The organism is Paractinoplanes bogorensis (assembly GCF_018829635.1).
GTDB classification, from domain to species: domain Bacteria; phylum Actinomycetota; class Actinomycetes; order Mycobacteriales; family Micromonosporaceae; genus Actinoplanes; species Actinoplanes bogorensis.
In genome coordinates, this window is the sequence record NZ_JAHKKG010000010.1 from 253324 (window position 1) to 268884 (window position 15561).

The 15561-nt window shown below is 72.1% G+C and carries 20 protein-coding genes; 12 read left to right on the plus strand and 8 right to left on the minus strand.

All coding sequences use genetic code 11. From position 1 onward, the window contains the following. The 4 genes from KOI35_RS31255 to KOI35_RS31270 are packed head-to-tail and all read left to right on the plus strand — an operon-like array spanning nucleotide 1 to nucleotide 3367. Nucleotides 1–678: an HAD-IB family hydrolase gene (locus KOI35_RS31255; RefSeq protein WP_215792251.1), complete on the plus strand. Its 678-nt coding sequence runs from the start codon at nucleotides 1–3 to the stop codon at nucleotides 676–678. Next, on the plus strand, nucleotides 675–1790 hold the full coding sequence (locus KOI35_RS31260; RefSeq protein WP_215792252.1) for a phosphodiester glycosidase family protein: 1116 nt from the start codon (nucleotides 675–677) through the stop codon (nucleotides 1788–1790). The genes KOI35_RS31255 and KOI35_RS31260 overlap by 4 nt, the downstream gene beginning before the upstream one ends. Next, nucleotides 1787–2683: a decaprenyl-phosphate phosphoribosyltransferase gene (locus KOI35_RS31265; RefSeq protein WP_215792253.1), complete on the plus strand. Its 897-nt coding sequence runs from the start codon at nucleotides 1787–1789 to the stop codon at nucleotides 2681–2683. Before KOI35_RS31260 ends, KOI35_RS31265 begins: the two co-directional genes overlap by 4 nt. A gap of 6 nt (nucleotides 2684–2689) precedes the next feature. Continuing rightward, nucleotides 2690–3367 carry a response regulator transcription factor gene (locus KOI35_RS31270; protein WP_215792254.1) on the plus strand — a complete coding sequence of 226 codons (678 nt, stop codon included), beginning with the start codon at nucleotides 2690–2692 and terminating at the stop codon, nucleotides 3365–3367. Here the strand turns inward: KOI35_RS31270 and KOI35_RS31275 are convergent. The 3 genes from KOI35_RS31275 to KOI35_RS31285 form a co-directional block, all read right to left on the minus strand. Then, entirely contained in the window at nucleotides 3340–4695 is a 1356-nt protein-coding gene (locus KOI35_RS31275) for a sensor histidine kinase (protein WP_215792255.1), read from the minus strand. The genes KOI35_RS31270 and KOI35_RS31275 overlap by 28 nt on opposite strands. 70 nt (nucleotides 4696–4765) lie before the next feature. Beyond that, a complete protein-coding gene (locus tag KOI35_RS31280; RefSeq protein WP_215792256.1) occupies nucleotides 4766–5815 on the minus strand; it encodes an ABC-2 membrane transporter-related protein in 1050 nt (349 codons plus the stop codon). After that, a complete protein-coding gene (locus KOI35_RS31285) occupies nucleotides 5812–6612 on the minus strand; it encodes an ABC transporter ATP-binding protein (protein ID WP_308121231.1) in 801 nt (266 codons plus the stop codon). Before KOI35_RS31285 ends, KOI35_RS31280 begins: the two co-directional genes overlap by 4 nt. A gap of 209 nt (nucleotides 6613–6821) precedes the next feature. Here KOI35_RS31285 and KOI35_RS31290 point away from each other — a divergent pair, with 209 nt between their 5' ends. Continuing rightward, a complete protein-coding gene (locus tag KOI35_RS31290) occupies nucleotides 6822–7943 on the plus strand; it encodes a sensor histidine kinase (protein WP_215792257.1) in 1122 nt (373 codons plus the stop codon). Between the two features lie 82 nt (nucleotides 7944–8025). Further along, on the plus strand, nucleotides 8026–8676 hold the full coding sequence (locus KOI35_RS31295; RefSeq protein ID WP_215792258.1) for a response regulator: 651 nt from the start codon (nucleotides 8026–8028) through the stop codon (nucleotides 8674–8676). A gap of 166 nt (nucleotides 8677–8842) precedes the next feature. Here the strand turns inward: KOI35_RS31295 and KOI35_RS31300 are convergent, their stop codons facing one another. Beyond that, nucleotides 8843–9130, minus strand: a complete 288-nt coding sequence (locus KOI35_RS31300; RefSeq protein ID WP_215792259.1) for an ArsR/SmtB family transcription factor — start codon at nucleotides 9128–9130, stop codon at nucleotides 8843–8845. A 219-nt stretch (nucleotides 9131–9349) separates the two neighbouring features. Between KOI35_RS31300 and KOI35_RS31305 the strand changes: the two genes are divergently transcribed. Continuing rightward, a complete protein-coding gene (locus tag KOI35_RS31305; RefSeq protein ID WP_215792260.1) occupies nucleotides 9350–9649 on the plus strand; it encodes a hypothetical protein in 300 nt (99 codons plus the stop codon). Between the two features lie 10 nt (nucleotides 9650–9659). On the opposite strand, the gene rpsN is transcribed toward KOI35_RS31305, so the two are convergent. Genes rpsN through rpmB form a run of 3 tightly spaced genes read right to left on the minus strand, consistent with a single transcriptional unit; the run spans nucleotide 9660 to nucleotide 10368 of the window. Continuing rightward, nucleotides 9660–9965 (minus strand): 30S ribosomal protein S14, encoded by a 306-nt coding sequence (gene rpsN, locus KOI35_RS31310; protein ID WP_215792261.1) that lies wholly within the window; start codon nucleotides 9963–9965, stop codon nucleotides 9660–9662. Beyond that, nucleotides 9965–10132, minus strand: coding sequence for a 50S ribosomal protein L33 (gene rpmG, locus KOI35_RS31315; RefSeq protein WP_215792262.1), 168 nt, complete (start codon nucleotides 10130–10132; stop codon nucleotides 9965–9967). The genes rpsN and rpmG overlap by 1 nt, the downstream gene beginning before the upstream one ends. Continuing rightward, nucleotides 10132–10368: a 50S ribosomal protein L28 gene (gene rpmB / locus KOI35_RS31320; protein WP_215792263.1), complete on the minus strand. Its 237-nt coding sequence runs from the start codon at nucleotides 10366–10368 to the stop codon at nucleotides 10132–10134. Before rpmB ends, rpmG begins: the two co-directional genes overlap by 1 nt. 44 nt (nucleotides 10369–10412) lie before the next feature. On the opposite strand from rpmB, the gene KOI35_RS31325 reads away from it, so the two are divergent. Next, nucleotides 10413–11576: a CobW family GTP-binding protein gene (locus KOI35_RS31325; protein WP_215792264.1), complete on the plus strand. Its 1164-nt coding sequence runs from the start codon at nucleotides 10413–10415 to the stop codon at nucleotides 11574–11576. Next, on the plus strand, nucleotides 11573–11827 hold the full coding sequence (locus KOI35_RS31330; RefSeq protein ID WP_215792265.1) for a type B 50S ribosomal protein L31: 255 nt from the start codon (nucleotides 11573–11575) through the stop codon (nucleotides 11825–11827). The genes KOI35_RS31325 and KOI35_RS31330 overlap by 4 nt, the downstream gene beginning before the upstream one ends. Here the strand turns inward: KOI35_RS31330 and KOI35_RS31335 are convergent. Continuing rightward, nucleotides 11824–12180 carry an STAS domain-containing protein gene (locus tag KOI35_RS31335; protein ID WP_215792266.1) on the minus strand — a complete coding sequence of 119 codons (357 nt, stop codon included), beginning with the start codon at nucleotides 12178–12180 and terminating at the stop codon, nucleotides 11824–11826. The genes KOI35_RS31330 and KOI35_RS31335 overlap by 4 nt on opposite strands. A gap of 220 nt (nucleotides 12181–12400) precedes the next feature. On the opposite strand from KOI35_RS31335, the gene KOI35_RS31340 reads away from it, so the two are divergent. From KOI35_RS31340 to KOI35_RS31350, 3 genes are all read left to right on the plus strand, one after another. Then, complete coding sequence (locus KOI35_RS31340) at nucleotides 12401–13237, plus strand: CPBP family intramembrane glutamic endopeptidase (RefSeq protein WP_215792267.1); 837 nt, start codon at nucleotides 12401–12403, stop codon at nucleotides 13235–13237. 11 nt (nucleotides 13238–13248) lie between these two features. Beyond that, entirely contained in the window at nucleotides 13249–14349 is a 1101-nt protein-coding gene (locus KOI35_RS31345) for a sensor histidine kinase (RefSeq protein ID WP_215792448.1), read from the plus strand. 210 nt (nucleotides 14350–14559) lie between these two features. After that, the gene (locus KOI35_RS31350) at nucleotides 14560–15213 is read left to right on the plus strand and encodes a response regulator (RefSeq protein WP_215792268.1); all 654 of its coding nucleotides are present in this window, start codon (nucleotides 14560–14562) and stop codon (nucleotides 15211–15213) included. Nucleotides 15214–15561 lie beyond the last annotated feature (348 nt).

Consider the following 15561-nt stretch of genomic DNA (forward strand, 5'->3'; position numbering starts at 1 on the left):
ATGCGTGCTCCACTGACCCTCGTCGAACCGCCGGTAGTGCTGCCGGCGGAGTACTCCCAGGACGGCACCGCCATCGCGGTCTGGGACGTCGACCGGACCCTGGTCCGCGGCGACACCCTGCTGCCCTTCCTGCGCCGCTTCACCGGAGCCGGCCTGCTCGCCGCCACCATGCTGGACGCGTTCGCCCGCTCGACCGGGCCGGACCACCGCGGCAGCGCCAAGGCTGTCGTGCTGCAGCGGGTGCTCGGTGGGCGTCCGCTGGCCGAGGTGCAGCGTCAGGCCCGCGACTACGTGGCCGTCGAGGTCATGCGCCGGATCCGGCCCGACTCGCTGCGCCGCTGGCAGTGGCACCGGACGCAGGGCCACCGGCTGGTGCTCGCCTCGGCCTCGCTCAGCTTCTATCTGCAGCCGCTGGCCGCGACGCTCGGCGCCGACCACCTGATCTGCACCGGCATGACGGTGGTCAACGGACGCCTCACCGGCGCGCTGGCCGGCCCGAACTGCCGCGGGCCGCGCAAAGCCGAACGCGTGAGCGCCTACCTCGCCGGTCATTCCGCCGACAACGTCTGGGCCTACGGTGACAGCCGCGCCGACGGGCCGATGCTGGCCCTGGCCGATTTCCCCGTACGCGTCCGCCCGTACCGGATGCTGCCCGACCTGGCCCGGGGTGCCCGATGAAGGCTCGCCGCCGCCGCTTGCTCGGCCTCGTCGCCCTCTTCCTGGCCATCGTGATGATCGTGCCCGGAGTCTCCTACGTCCAGGCCCTGACCGCCCCCGGCAGCGCCACCTTCACCATGCGCACGGTGGACTGGATCCGGGGGCACGGCGGTAACCCGGTGATCAACGCGATCGAGAACTGGTACTACACCCGCAAGAAGCCCGCCGCCGGCCCGCCCGACTCGGCCACGCTGCCGACCGCGGCGGCTCCGAGCAGGAACGCGGTCAAGGACACCCAGGGTCCGGCCGCGCTGCCCCTGCTGCCCGGCGTCACCAGGCTGCCGGGCGAGTCGACCTGGCACGCGGGCCGGCTGGCCCGCAACGGCAAGCCGCTCATCTACACCGGCTACCTGCGCCCGGACGCCGCCCATCAGAGCGTGGTCGCCGGGGTCGCGTGGATGCGGGCCGGTTCCAGCGTGGCCCACCTGGTCGCCGGCACCACCCAGCCCGGCGGCACCTGGCCCGGCAGCTCGTCGGTGCCCTTCTCGGAACTGCCCAACCTGGTCGCCACCTTCAACTCCGGGTTCAAGATGGCCGACATCAGCGGCGGGTTCTATCTCGACGGCAACTACGCGCGTCCGCTGATGGACGGGCAGGCCTCGATCGTCATCGACAAGCAGGGTGGCATCACGGTCGGCTCGTGGGGGCGGGACGTCAAGATGACCGCGAACGTGGCCGCCGTACGGCAGAACCTGGCTTTGATCGTCGAAAACGGGCAGCCGGTGAACGGATTGTCGGTCAACGCGCTCGGCCGCTGGGGTTCGCCGCGCAACCAGCTGCAGTACACCTGGCGCTCCGGTCTCGGGGTGGACGCGCACGGCAACCTGATCTACGTCGCCGGCAACCACATGAACCTGACCGCGCTCGCCACCGCGATGGCCGACGCCGGGGTGGTCCGGGGCATGCAGCTCGACATCCACACCGGCATGGCGTCCTTCTCGTCCTGGAAGCCCGTCGGTGGCACCAGCACGCCGACCAAGCTGCTGCCCGAGATGACCCGTGCGGCCGACCGCTACCTGGTCCCCGACCAGCGGGACTTCCTCTACCTCACCGCCGCCGGAGCCGCATCGTGACCGCCACCGCAGTTCTCCCCGACACGTCACTGGCCTCCTCTCTCCTGCGCACGGCCCGTCCCCGGCAATGGATCAAGAACCTGCTCGTCGTCGCCGTGCCGGGCGCCTCGGGAGCCCTGTTCACCACCGGCGCTCTCCGCGGCGTGCTCCTCGCCTTCGTCGCGTTCACGCTGGCCGCCGTCGGCACCTACTTCATCAACGACGCCGCCGACGTCGAAGCCGACCGCCGGCATCCGGTCAAGCGCCACCGGCCGATCGCGGCGGGGGAACTCGGCGTCTCGGACGCCCGCTGGATCGGCTACGGCAGTGCCATCGCCGCGCTCGGCCTGGCCGTGGCGGTCAGCTGGTCGTTCGCCGCCTGCGTGGCGGCCTATCTCGCGCTGACCGCGGCCTACAGCGCCCGGCTCAAGCACGTGCCGGTGCTCGACGTGCTGATCGTGGCCGGCGGCTTCCTGCTGCGGGCGGTCGGCGGCGGGGCGGCCACCGCGACCTCCACGTCCAACTGGTTCCTGCTGGTGATCCTGCTCGGTTCGCTCTACCTGGTCATCGCCAAGCGGATCGGCGAACTCAACCGGACCGCCCAGGGTGCGCCCGGGCGCCGGGTGCTGGCCGGCTACTCGGCGCCGTGGCTGCAGCAGATCTCGTCGATGACCCTGAGCGGGACCGTTCTCGCGTACGCGGCCTGGGCCTTCCCCTACCTCGGGGGCGACGTCGCGCTGCCCCTGCTGGCCGCGTCGCTGGTGCCGTTCCTGGCCGCGCTGATGCGCTACAGCCTGCTGGTCGCGCACGGCGCCGGCGAGGCCCCCGAACGGGTGCTGACGTCCGACATCTTCCTGATCGGCTCCGGTCTGCTGTGGGTGGCCATGGCCGGCGGCGCCCTCTACCTGGCCTGAGGTCCCGTGCGCATCCTGGTGGTGGAAGACGAGATCGCCCTGGGCGACACCCTCCGCGAAGCCCTCATCGACGAGGGCTTCGCGGTCGACGTCGTACGGACCGGACCGGACGGGCTGTGGGCGGCGACCGAATACCCGTACGACGTCGTCGTGCTCGACATCATGCTGCCCGGCCTGAACGGCTACGAGGTGTGCCGGCAGCTGCGCGAACGCGACGTCTGGACCCCGGTGCTCATGCTGACGGCCAAGGACGGCGAGTACGACCTGGCCGACGCGCTCGATCTGGGCGCCGACGACTATCTGACCAAGCCTTTCTCGTACGTGGTCCTGATCGCGCGGATCCGGGCGTTGACGCGCCGCGGCGCCCCGCAGCGGCCGGCCGTGCTCAGCGCCGGAGACCTCGTGGTCGACCCGGCCCGACGGCACGTCACCCGGGGCGGCGCGCCGGTCACCGTGACGACCCGGGAGTTCGCGCTGCTGGAGTTCCTGATGCGGCGCCGGGGCGACGTGGTGTCCAAACGCGACATCATCGAGAACGTGTGGGACATGAACTTCGACGGCGACCCGAACATCGTCGAGGTCTACGTGAGCTACCTGCGCAAGAAGATCGACCAGCCGTACGGCCGGGCCGCCATCGAGACGGTCCGTGGCGCCGGCTACCGAATCGCGGCCGACGGCGGCTGAACCCGCAGCGGCAGCCGGATGTGGAACTCGGCGGCGTCGGAGACGGTGATCTCGCCCCGGTGCCCGGCCACGATCTCCCGGGTGATCGGCAGGCCCAGCCCGGCGCCGCCGTCCTCGCGGGCCCGGCTCTCGTCCAGCCGCACGAACCGCTCGAAGACCCGGCCCCGGTCGGCCGGCGGGATGCCCGGCCCGTCGTCGGTGACCACCAGGTGTCCCCCGGCGTCGTCGGCCCAGGTCGTCAGGGTCACCCGGCTCTTGGCGTGCCGCGCCGCGTTGTCGCCCAGGTTGCGCAGCGCGCGCTCGATCCGCGACGCGTCCCCCGGCACCTGCGCGGGCTGGATGTGCGTCTCGATCACCAGGCCCGGGTGCCGGGCCCGCAGCCGGTCCCGTTCGCTGTAAGCGAGGTCGTCCAGGTCGACGTCGCCTCTTGTTTCGGCCAGCTCTCGCTCGTCCAGGCGGGCAAGCAGCAGCAGGTCGCTGAGCAGGCCACCCAGGCGCTCGACCTCGGCCCGCAGCCGGTCCAGCTGCGGCTGCCCCGGCCCCGACGCGCGGGCCAGGTGATCGAGCCCGATCTGCACGGTCGTCAGCGGGCTGCGCAGCTCGTGACTCGCGTCGGCCACGAACCGCCGCTGCGTGTCGGCGGCCGTGGCCAGCCGGTCGAGCATGGCGTTCATGGTCTCGGCCAGCGCCGCGATCTCGTCGCCCGTACGCGGCACCGGCACCCGCGACCGCAGATCCTGCCCGCTGATCGTGGCCACCCGCCGCCGGATCGCCTCGACCGGCCGCAGCGTCCGCCCGACCAGCAGGAACACGGCCACCCCGATGACCACGACCAGAGCCGGCGTGCCCCACAGGAGCGCCCGGGCCAGCGCCTCGGTGCTCTCGGCCACGGGTTTCATCGACTGCGACACGGCCACGATGCGCAACCCGCGCTCGGTGGCGACGCCCCGTACGAGAATCCGGAACGAGGCGCCGCCGATCACCCGGTCCTCCCACATCTGCTGTCCCGCGACCGGGCGCAGCGAGGTCAGGGGCACCTGATCAAGCGCGCTCGACGAGGAGGCCACCACTGTGCCGGAGCCGCTGAGCACCTGCACCGCGCCCGGGACTCCCGGTTGCAGCCCGTCGTCCAGCTCGTCGTCGGCCCGAAGCGCGACCGCGACACTGTCGGCCCGCTGCTTGGCCGCACTCTCCGCGTTGCGGGTGAGCGTGGACCGCACCGACGCCGTGAAGATCACTGCCGCGACGGCAACGGCCACGCCGACGACGAGCGCCGCGGTGACCGCGGAACGAAGGCGTACCCCACCGGGCCAGCGCATGCTCTGCATGGCGGCGGAGGCTAGCCCGCCGCACCTGAAGCTCCGCTGAAGCCGCTCAGCCGCTCAGCCGCTCGGGCGCTCAGGACAGGTCCAGCCGGCGCACCCGGCGACGGACCAGGCCGCCCAGGGCGAGCGCCGCCAGCAGATAGGCGGCCGTCTCGATGAGCTGGAACGACCAGAACCGGGTGCGCGGCTGGTAGGCGACCTGCTGGCGCAGAGCGAGCCGGTTGATCGCGGCGTCGCAGTCGGCGATCGTGCCGGTCGTGGACGTGCAGGCGGCCGGCGCCGGGACCGGCCGGGAGCTGCCCGTACGGTCGATCGTGCGGACCGCCAGCACCCACGCCCCGGGGATGTCGACCGGTTCCGACACGGTCATCCGCCCGTTGTCGAGCAGGATGTTCTGCGGCCGGTCGGGAGTCAACTGCAAGGCTACCGAGGTTCGGACGGGCCGGTTGTAGCTCGAACGTACGGTGGCCGGGACTGTCAACTGGACCAGCGCCAACGCGGCCAGGGTCACCGCCATGGCGGCCAGCGTCCGGCGCAGCACGACCCCGGCGAGCAGGCCGAGCACGAAGGCGAAGACCGCGTAGCCGACCGGTACGAGCCCGCGCGCGCCGAACGTGAGCGGGGCGAACCGGTTCGGCAGGTCCATTCCCTGGTCGTGGGCCGGTCGTTCGGCGGCCTGGTCGAAGGGCTGGGCCCACCAGGTGACGGCGAGACTGAACAGGCCCGCAGCGACGACACTGCCCGCCCCGAGCAGGCCGAGTTTCACCCCCAGCCAGCGCCCGCGCGTCACGGTCTGGCTCCAGGTCAGGCGCAGCGTCCGGGACTCGATCTCCCGGGCGATGAGCGGCGCTCCCCAGAACATGCCGATCAGGGCCGGCAACGCGTACAGGGAAACCAGGGCCAGGAAGTACACCCCGACGGCGACCGGGTTGCCGTTCACCGATGCGGCGAACAGGTGCTGGGCGTTCGTGCACCCGTCGCCGGCGCAGGCGGCCAGGCCGCTGGCCCGGAAGTCGTCGCGCAGGCCCGGGCCGGTGATCGCCAGGATGACAGCGACGACGCTCAGGAAGCCGGCGATCGCGGCGGCGGCCGCCCGGGACTGGCGCCAGGTCAGCCAGATCATTCCGCCGCCTCCAGTTCGTCGCGGCCGACCGAGTCCTCGCGGCCGACCGGGCCCTCGCGGCCGACCGGGCCCTCGCGGCCCGCCGGGTTCTCGCGGCCGACCGGGTTCTCGCGGCCCGCCAAGCCTTCGCGGCCCGCCGCTATCAGCGCCAGCACCAGGCTTTCCAGGTCGTCCGCGCGGTGCGTGGACAGCAGGTCACCGATCGGGCCCGCCGCGACCACCCGGGCCGCGCTGAGCACGATCAGGTAGTCGCAGACCGCGGCCAGGTCGGCCACGACGTGGGAGGACAGCACGACGGTGTCCGCGTCGGCGCCGGTGAGCGCGGTCAGGAACTCGCGCCGGGCCAGCGGGTCGAGGCTGGCGACCGGCTCGTCCAGCAGCAGGAGCTCGGGTCCCTTGGACACGGCCAGGGTGAGGGCGAGCTGGGCCCGTTGACCGCCGGACAGCTGCCCGGCCCGCTGGCGCGGATCGATGCCCAGCGTGTCCAGCCGGCTCCGGGCCCGGCCGGCGTCCCACTGCCGGTTGAGGCGGCGCCCCAGGCCGAGATGCTCGGCGACGGTCAGGCCGGGGTAGACGGGTGCGTCCTGGGCGACGTATCCGACCCGTTGGCGTCCGGCCGCAGGTTCGGCGCCGAGCACCTGGATCCGCCCGGCTGTCGGCCGGACATGGCCGGCCGCGATGGACAACAGCGTCGACTTCCCGGCGCCGTTGGGTCCGACGAGCCCGACCACCCGGCCGGACGGGACGGCTAGGTGGCAGTCCCGTAGAGCCCAGCGTCGCCGGAACTGTTTACCCAAGTCAGCTGCTTCGAGTACGGGGGTCATGGCGCCTCCTCCTCGGTGCGCGGCGCCTCGTGCGCCGTCCCCGAAGACGCTCCCGCAGCAGCGACCGTCCCGTCGTCAGGCCTGGGGCTCCGGCTCGGCCGGCCGCATGGCACCGAGGCCGGATGTCCATGTAGTACCTGGGGTTGACGCGCCCAGCGCCCGCCATCGATAGCGTTTGTGCCATGAAGCGGTGGGTGGCGATCGATGCGGCGGCGGTGACCGCGGTCGCCGTGCTGGCCACTCTCGCCTGGCCGGGGCAGTCTGTGGGTCGCGGGCCAGGCTGGCCTGCGGGTGTGCTGTTGCTGGCCGCCCTGGTGCTCGCCGCCGTCCGGCGTCTCCTACCGGCACCGCTGCTCGCCGTGGGTGCGGTCGGGGCCGCCCTGTCCGGCCCGGCCCCGGCGGCGGTGGTGGCGGCCGCCTTCCTGGTCTATCTGGTGCCCACGCGTCTCCCCCGGGCCCCGGCCGTCGCCGTGCTCGCCGCGAGTGGCGTGGCCGCCCTGCTGGCCGCCGACGGTTACCTGGGCCTGGCCTCGCGCCCGCCCCGCGGAGGGGCCGCTTCGGTGGCCCTGCCGGCGCTGATCGTCGTGCTCGCGTGGGCGGCCGGCTACGCCGCCGAGCAGCAACGGTCACGGGCCGAGCTGGCCCTCCGCGAGCAGGTCACGGCAGAACGCCAGGCGTGGGCCGAGGAACGGCTGACCATCGCCCGCGAGGTCCACGACGTCGTCGCGCACACCCTGGCGGTCATCACCGTCGAGGCCGGGGTGGCCCATCACGTGGCTCGTTCGCACCCCGAGGAGGCGCAGCGGGCGCTGGGCTCGATCGAGGAGACCGGCCGGGTCGCCCTCGGCGAGATGCGCGGGCTGCTCGATCTGCTGCGGGCCGCGGCACCGGGACAGGAAGCCACCGAGCCGGCGCCGGGCCTGGCCGCGGTCCTGGCGTTGGTCGACCGCAACGCGGCGGCCGGGCTGGCGGTCGAGCTGACCGTCGTGGGGCCGCCGGCAAAGCTGACCCCGGGCCCCGACCAGGTCGCCTACCGCATCGTGCAAGAGTCCCTGACCAACGTCCTCAAGCACGCTCGCACCGCGCGATGCGACGTCCGGCTGACGTGGGCGCCGACAGCGCTGACCATCGAGGTAACCGACGACGGCCGCGGCGGCGGCCCGCCCACCGCCGCCGCCGGGCACGGTCTGCTCGGCATGCGGGAGCGGCTGGCCGTCTACGGCGGGCACCTGACCGCCGGCCCCCGGCCGTCGGGCGGCTTCACCGTGACCGCAGTCCTGCCAACCACACCGGCCACCACATGATCCGGATCGTCGCGCGAATCCGGGCGGGGAGATTCCGGGCCGCCGCGCCACTCCGGTCCACCGCACGATTCCGGGTGGTCGCGTGATCCGGGTCGTTGTCGCCGACGATCAGGCGCTCGTGCGGGGCAGCTTCAGCCTGCTCATCAACACCGCGGCCGATCTGACGGTGGTGGGCCAGGCCGCCACCGGGGCCGAGGCGATCGCGGTGACCCACGAGCAGCGTCCCGACGTCGTTCTCATGGACATCCGCATGCCCGTGCTCGACGGCATCGAGGCGACCCGGCACATCACCGCCGACCCGGCCACCGCCGCCACCCGGGTGCTGATCCTCACCACGTTCGACATCGATGACTACGTCTACGCGGCGCTGCGCGCGGGGGCCAGCGGCTTCCTGCTCAAGGACATCCGCCCGGCCGACCTGCTCGAGGCGGTCCGCGTGGTCGCCGCCGGAGAATCGCTGCTGGCCCCGACGACCACCCGGCGGCTCATCGAGGCCTTCGTGCGGCGGCCGGCCGAGCCCGCGCCGGTGCCGCTGCCCGGCCTGACCGACCGCGAGCGCGACGTGCTCCGCTTGGTCGGCGAGGGCCTGGCCAACCAGGAGATCGCCGCCCGCCTGCACATCAGCCTGTCCACGACAAAGACACACATCGGGCGGCTGCTGACCAAGGCCGCCGCCCGCGACCGCGCCCAGTTGGTGATCGCCGCCTACCGCTCCGGCCTGGTCGGCCCCTGACCCCTCGCGGGGCGGCCTCAGCCGGCCTCACTTGCCCAGCACGCCCGTGCCCGGCACTCAACCCGCGTCCGGCACTCAACCCGCGTCCGGCGCTCAACCCGCGGCTGGCGCTCAACCCACGGCCGGCACTCAACCCGCGGCCGGCGCTCGGACTGCGCGTCGGGGCTCAGTCCGCCATGTAGCGCAGCGCCTCGTCGACGAGGCGGCGGGTCGGCTCGTCGGGCAGGGCGTAGAACAGGTTGCGGCCACGGCGACGGCGGCAGACCAGGCGGGCGTCGATCAGGTGACGCAAGTGGTGGGCGACCAGCGTCTGCTGCACGCCGAGGGCGCCGGCCAGCACCGTCGGGGTCGTCTCGCCGGCCCGCAGCAGCACGAGGATGTGCAAGCGGTGCTCGTAGGCCATGCCGCGCAGCGCTGCCGCCGCCCGTTGCAGAGCGGCCGGGTTCACGTCCATCTAGTCAATTCCCGCTCCCTTTGCCGTGCCGGGAACGATAATCGCTGTCACCACCCATCAACTAATGGCGAGATGTTGCTGAAATCGATTCAACAGATGCGCAAGTAATGATTTGCGCATTGGTTAAACCAGTGTTGAGCAGCACATATGCGCGCCTTGCGATATTCGAATAGAAGCAGTTAATCTCGGCCCGCCGACCACCGGAGAGGGATAAATAAAATGACAGACACATTGCACGAGACCCATGTCGCCCACGAGCACGTGCACGGCGCCGAATGCGGTCACGCCACCACTTCGCACGACGGGCACGTCGACTTCCTGCACGACGGGCACCGCCACCACGCCCACGACGGGCACTACGACGAGTGCCACGCCGAGGCGCACGTCGAGGCCGAGGCGCACGACCACCAGCACGGTGACGGCTGCGGCCACACCGCGGTCACGCATGGAGACCACGTGGACTACGAGCACGACGGCCACCGTCACGCGGTCCACTCAGGCCACTACGACGAACACTGACCCGTTCTCGTCACCACGAAGCTTTACGGATGCCGGGCAGCTGACCCTCGTGGGCCATCTGCCGGAAGCGCACCCGGGACAGCCCGAACCGGCTGAGCACCCCGCGCGGACGCCCGTCGACCAGGTCCCGGCTGCGCCGCCGAGTGGGGCTCGCGTCGCGCGGCATCGCGGCCAACCGCCGTACGGCATCGGCTCTCTCGGCCGGATCGGTCGACGGCGCCGCGATCGCGCGCTTGAGTTCGGCCCGGCGGCCGAAGAGGCGCGCGCTGAGTTCGGCCCGCCGTTTCTCCCGCTCGATCAGGGCACGGCGGGCCATCAGCGCTCCTCCCGGAAGTCGACGTGCCGGCGCAGCACCGGGTCGTACTTCCTGAGCACCAACCGGTCGGGGTCGTTGCGGCGGTTCTTGCGGGTCACATAGGTGTAGCCGGAGCCGCCCGTGCTGCGCATCCTGATCACCGGGCGGACGTCGGTCGAGCGCGCCATCAGAGCTTCACTCCCCGCGCATGCAGCCGGGCGACGACCGCGTCGATGCCGTCCCGGTCGATGATTTTGATGCCGGTGGTGCTGACATTCAGCCGCACGTTCCGGCCCTCGGACGGCACGAAATAGCGGCGCCGCTGGACGTTGGGGTTCCACCTTCTCCGCGTACGGCGGTGGGAATGCGACACGTTGTTGCCGAACCCGGGCTGCTTCCCGGTGACATCACAGGTGAAGGACATGCGGGTCACTTTACAATGAAAACCGTTTCCAACAAGATGGGGGCATGACCGATCTTCGACCCCGCGTGACCGTGCTCGCCGGTTTCGCCCCGGCGGCCACCGACGCCGTCGCCCGCAGCCTGCTGGTCACCGATCCTTCGCTGATCCTCGTCGCGCACGACCTGACCGGCGTCCGCGACGGCGTGGTCCGCCGCACCGTCCGCACCGCGGACCGGGTGCTCGAGGAGGGAGTCACCGAGCTGGTGCACGGATGCGTGTCGTGCACCCTGCGCGAGGACGTCATCCCCACCCTGGTCCGGCTGGCCCGCCGGCATCCCGGCCGCGATCTGCTGCTGGCCCTGCCCCCGGCGATCGAGCCGGAGGCGGTCGCCACCGTGTGCGCCGCGTCCGGGGTCGACGGCGTGGTGCGGTTCGACTCCTATGTCACCGTCGTCGACGCCGAGACCCTGCTCGACGATCTGACCAGCACCGACGAACTGCACCACCGTGACCTGCACGCGGCGGAGAACGACCACCGGGGCGTGGCCGACGTGGTCTGCCGGCAGATCGAGTTCGCCGACACGATCGTCCTGCGGAACGGCCCCGACGATCGGGTCAGCTCGCTGCTGCACCGGCTCGCACCGTGGGCGGTCCAGGCGCCGGCCGCCGAGCTGCTGCGGACCGGGCGACACGACCCCGTCGTACCGGGAATGCCTGGACGTGCTCTGGAGGGTTACCCGATCGGAATCGACGACGCGGCCGGCGCGATGCTCTTCCACAGTCGGCGCCCGTTCCATCCGCAGCGCCTGCACGACGCGCTGGACGACCTGACCGCCGAGGCCCTGCGCGGCCGCGGCCAACTGTGGATCGCCTCGCAGCCCGACGTGGCCGTGGCCTGGGAATCCTCCGGGGGCGGGCTGATGCTCGGCAACCTCGGTCTCTGGCTGGCCGCGCTGCCCACCGAACGCTGGGACGAGGCGAGCGACATGCGCCGGCTCGCCGCCGACGCCCAGTGGGATGCCTACTACGGCGACCGCGCCACCGCACTGTCCTTCGTCGGCTTCGACCTCGATGTCGACCGGATGACCGCACTGCTGCGGAGCTGCCTGCTCACCGACGCCGAACTCGCTGAGGGCACCGATCAGTGGCGCACGCTGCCCGACCCGTTCGACGGCTTCTTCCCGCTCGACGACGAGCGAATTCCCCAGATCAAAGGAGTACGACCATGAAGAAGGAGATCCATCCGGCGTACGGCTATGTCGTGTTCCGCGACCGCAGTGCCGACTACGCGTTCCTGACCCGCTCGACCGCGACCAGCAGCAAGACCGTCGAGTGGGAGGACGGCAACACCTACCCGGTGATCGACGTCGAGATCTCCGCGGCCAGCCACCCGTTCTGGACCGGCCGCACCCGCCTGACGGACACCGCGGGCCGGGTCGAGAAGTTCCGCGCCAAGTACGCCCGAGTGCGGCGGCCTTAGTCGCCGGGGCGTGGCCGGGGAAGCACCGCGGAGACCTGGGGGCGGATCCGCTCGGGGGCGACATCCGCGGCGAACAACTGGGTGGCGACGTCGGCCGTGACGTTGGCGAGTTCGACGGCCACCCGCTGGTCGTCGCCGAGGTGGCAGGCGGCGGCGATCGTGCCCAGGCTGATCGGGTCGAGCCGGGTGACGTCGGCCAGGTCGATCGTCAGCCGGGCCGGGCGATCGTGCCGGATGGTCTGGACGAGCAGGTGACGCAGTTCGGTGGCGTCCTCGGTGCCGAGTCGGCCGTGCGGCTGGATGACGACCGTGCCGTCGGGCCTGGTGTCGACATCCACTCTCGTACCGGCCATCGCCTGCCTTTCGTCACCCGCTGTTGTCCGAGAAGTCAGGTTAGAAGTATTGACACGCGTGGTCGAGTGTCTCACGGAAATGTTCATCTGATAACCGGGAGGTCACGGCCGTAGCTCGCGCGAGCTACCGGAACTGTCCGCTCGATGGTGACGACGGACGGCGCCGCGATTCGTACCTTTCTCCGTAGCCGCGGCGGGCTCGCGGGTCCGGAGGGTCGTCATGCGTTTCGTCATCCAGCTCGTCGCGGTCGTCGCGATCTCGTTCCTGGCCGGGCAGGCGGTGTCGGCCACCACCGGCACCGTGTGGCCGGCCCTGGCCGCGGGTCTGGCGGCGTCCGTGGTCGCGATGCTCGTCTACTACTGGTCGGTGCGGCTCACCGAGAAACGCACGGTGACCGAGGCCTCGGCCGGCACCGCGGCGTCCGGCCTGTTCCGGGGCACATTGCTGGGCACGGTTCTGTTCGCGGCCGTGATCGGCAACATCGCGGTCAACGGCGGCTACCGCGTGCTCGGTCTCAGTGACGAGCCGATCGCGGCCGTGGGGCTGATCGGGTTCATGGCGGCAGCCGCGGTCACCGAAGAGCTGCTGTACCGCGGAGTGCTCTTCCGGCACATCGAGCGTCTGATCGGCACGTGGCTCGCGCTGGCCCTGTCCGCGCTGGTGTTCGGCGCCGTCCACCTGCTCAACCCGAACGCCACGCTGTGGGGCGCGCTCTGCGTGGCGATCGCGGGTGGCGGCATGCTGACGTCGGCCTACATCGCCACGCGCAGCCTTTGGCTGCCGATCGGGCTCCACTTCGGATGGAACTACGCGCAGTCGGCGATCTTCGGCACCGAGGTGTCTGGCAACGGCCTCAAGACCGGGATCCTCGACTCCGAGCTCAGCGGCAACACCTGGATCAGCGGCGGCGCGTTCGGTCCCGAGGCCAGCCTGTCCACGCTGATGGCCGGGATCGTCGTCACCGCGGTGTTCCTGTGGCTGGCCCGCCGCCGAGGCAACTTCCTTCCCCTCGTACGCCGTGACGAAGAAGCACCCGCGGCTAGGCTCGCCGGGTGAACGGATCGACGATGGTGGACCGGTGGCGGAGCTTCGACGTCGCCGTCCGCGATCTGCCGTTCGCGCTGCTGCTCACCGCACTGGCGCTGGTGCCCGGGTGGCATCAGCACGGCACCCGGCTCAGCGACCTGGTGCCGGAGCGGCCGTTCGACTGGATCGGCGTGCTGGCGATCGGGCTCGAGTGCCTGCCGCTGGCCGTCCGGCGGCGCTTCCCGGCGCTGAGCCTGGTGCTGGTGTCGGGCGGGTTCGCGCTCGACCAGCTGCTCGGGCTGCACACGATCGGCGGCACCGCGCTGGCGGTGTCACTGTTCAGCGCGGGCGCGCACCTGACGGCGTACCGGAAAACGGTGGTGATCGGCGCGACCGTCGCCTATCTCGCCCTGGCCGTCCGGCTCCGGCTCCCCGTGGCCGACCTGGCGCTGTTCTATGTGGTGCTGGCCGCGATGTGGGCCGTCGGGGCCGGCCTGCGGCAGAATCGCCGGATCGAGGCGCAACGCCGGGTGGCGGAGGCGGAGGCGGCCCGGACGGCCGAACGCACCCGGATCGCCCGCGAGCTGCACGACGTGGTCACCCACCACGTCACGGCGATGGTCGTGCAGACCGAGGCCGCGCGCTATCTGGCCACGGCACCCGACCGGCTCGACGAGGCGCTGGTCGCGGTCACCGACACCGGCCGGACCGCGATCACCGAGCTGCGGCATCTGCTCGATCTGCTCAATCCCGGTCACGGCGGCGAGTTGCGGGCGTTGGTCGCTCAGACGCGGCGGGCCGGGCAACCGGTGGAGCTGGTCGAGGAGGGACGTTCGGTGGCCGCGCCGGGCGGGGCCGAAGTCACCGTCTACCGCGTCGCCCAGGAGGCTCTGACCAACGCCCTGAAGTACGACCATGGCGCCCGCACCACAGTCAGCGTGAGTTACGGCGAGCGGGCGATCGACGTCCGGATCAGCACCGACGGCAGCGGCACGAGCAGCGGGTCGCCCGGCGGCAGCGGCCGCGGGCTGGACGGGCTGCGAGAGCGCATCGGCACGCTGGGCGGCGACTTCCGGGCCGGACCGCAGACGCCGGCCGGTTTCGAGGTCGCGGCCCGCATCCCGGTCGGGAGCGCCGCGTGACCCGGGCCGCGAGCACACCCGCAAACCGAGCCGCGAGCGCCCGCGCGAACCGAGCCGAGAGCGCCGCATGATCCGGGCCGGGAGCACCCACGCGAACCGAGCCGCGAGCGCACCCGCAAACCGAGCCGCGAGCGCCCGCGCGAACCAAGCCGCGAGCACACCCGTAAACCGAGCCGCGAGCGCCCGCGCGAACCGAGTCGGGAGCGTCGCGTGATCCGGGTGCTGGTCTGTGATGACCAGGCGATGATTCGGACCGCGTTCGCCACCATCATCGGCGCCCAGCCCGATCTCGAGGTGGTCGGCGACTGCGGCGACGGGCTGACCGCGGTCGCCGAGACCCGGCGCCTGCGGCCCGACGTGGTGGTGATGGACGTCCGGATGCCCGGCCTGGACGGCATCGAGGCGACCCGGCAACTGGCCGGGGCGGGCGTCCCCCACCCGGCCAAGGTTCTGATCGTGACGACGTTCAACGTGGACGAGTACGTCTATCGGGCGCTGCGGGCGGGGGCGAGCGGCTTCCTGCTTAAGGACGCACCCCCGGCCCACCTGCTGCACGGCATCCGGACGATCCACGGCGGCGCCGCCCTGCTGGCCCCCGAGGTGACCCGCCAGCTGGTCGGCCGGTACGCGGCCCGGATCCGCCCGGCCGACGGCGGCGTGCCGGCCGACGTGCCACTGACCGCGCGCGAGCTCGAGGTGCTGTGCCTGATCGCTGACGGACTGTCCAATGCGGAGATCGCCGACCGGCTGGTGATCAGCCACGAGACGGTCAAGACGTACGTCTCGCGCATCCTGACCAAGCTCGGCCTGCGCGACCGGGTGCAGGCCGTGGTGTACGCCTACCGCCGCGGCCTGGTCGCCTGACGCCCCCGCCGGCGCGACGCCCGAGCTCCGCCCTGGCCTACCGCAACGCCGCACGCCGCAACGCCGCACGTCGCAACGCCGCACGCCGCACGCCGCAACGTCCCACGTCGCAACGCCGCACGCCGCAACGCCGCACGTCGCAACGCCGCACGCCGCACGCCGCACGCCGCAACGTCCCACGTCGCAACACCGCACGTCGCAACACCGCACGTCGCAACACCGCTACGCCGCAACATCGCACGCCGCAACACCGCTACGCCGCACGCCGCGACGCCGCGACGCCGCTACGCCGCACACCGCGACGCCGCAACGCCGCAACGCCGCAACATCGCACGCCGCAACACCGCA

Bases quoted from the DNA above. Each gene is read 5' to 3' on its own strand.
- KOI35_RS31305 (WP_215792260.1), top strand. From the start codon at position 9,350: ATGACAGACACATTGCACGAGACCCATGTCGCCCACGAGCACGTGCAC.
- KOI35_RS31260 (WP_215792252.1), top strand. From the start codon at position 675: ATGAAGGCTCGCCGCCGCCGCTTGCTCGGCCTCGTCGCCCTCTTCCTG.
- KOI35_RS31340 (WP_215792267.1), top strand. From the start codon at position 12,401: ATGCGTTTCGTCATCCAGCTCGTCGCGGTCGTCGCGATCTCGTTCCTG.
- rpmB (WP_215792263.1), bottom strand. From the start codon at position 10,368: ATGTCCTTCACCTGTGATGTCACCGGGAAGCAGCCCGGGTTCGGCAAC.
- KOI35_RS31345 (WP_215792448.1), top strand. From the start codon at position 13,249: ATGGTGGACCGGTGGCGGAGCTTCGACGTCGCCGTCCGCGATCTGCCG.
- KOI35_RS31330 (WP_215792265.1), top strand. From the start codon at position 11,573: ATGAAGAAGGAGATCCATCCGGCGTACGGCTATGTCGTGTTCCGCGAC.
- KOI35_RS31300 (WP_215792259.1), bottom strand. From the start codon at position 9,130: ATGGACGTGAACCCGGCCGCTCTGCAACGGGCGGCGGCAGCGCTGCGC.
- KOI35_RS31255 (WP_215792251.1), top strand. From the start codon at position 1: ATGCGTGCTCCACTGACCCTCGTCGAACCGCCGGTAGTGCTGCCGGCG.
- rpmG (WP_215792262.1), bottom strand. From the start codon at position 10,132: ATGGCGCGCTCGACCGACGTCCGCCCGGTGATCAGGATGCGCAGCACG.
- rpsN (WP_215792261.1), bottom strand. From the start codon at position 9,965: ATGGCCCGCCGTGCCCTGATCGAGCGGGAGAAACGGCGGGCCGAACTC.
- KOI35_RS31335 (WP_215792266.1), bottom strand. From the start codon at position 12,180: ATGGCCGGTACGAGAGTGGATGTCGACACCAGGCCCGACGGCACGGTC.
- KOI35_RS31325 (WP_215792264.1), top strand. From the start codon at position 10,413: ATGACCGATCTTCGACCCCGCGTGACCGTGCTCGCCGGTTTCGCCCCG.
- KOI35_RS31280 (WP_215792256.1), bottom strand. From the start codon at position 5,815: ATGATCTGGCTGACCTGGCGCCAGTCCCGGGCGGCCGCCGCCGCGATC.
- KOI35_RS31275 (WP_215792255.1), bottom strand. From the start codon at position 4,695: ATGCAGAGCATGCGCTGGCCCGGTGGGGTACGCCTTCGTTCCGCGGTC.
- KOI35_RS31290 (WP_215792257.1), top strand. From the start codon at position 6,822: ATGAAGCGGTGGGTGGCGATCGATGCGGCGGCGGTGACCGCGGTCGCC.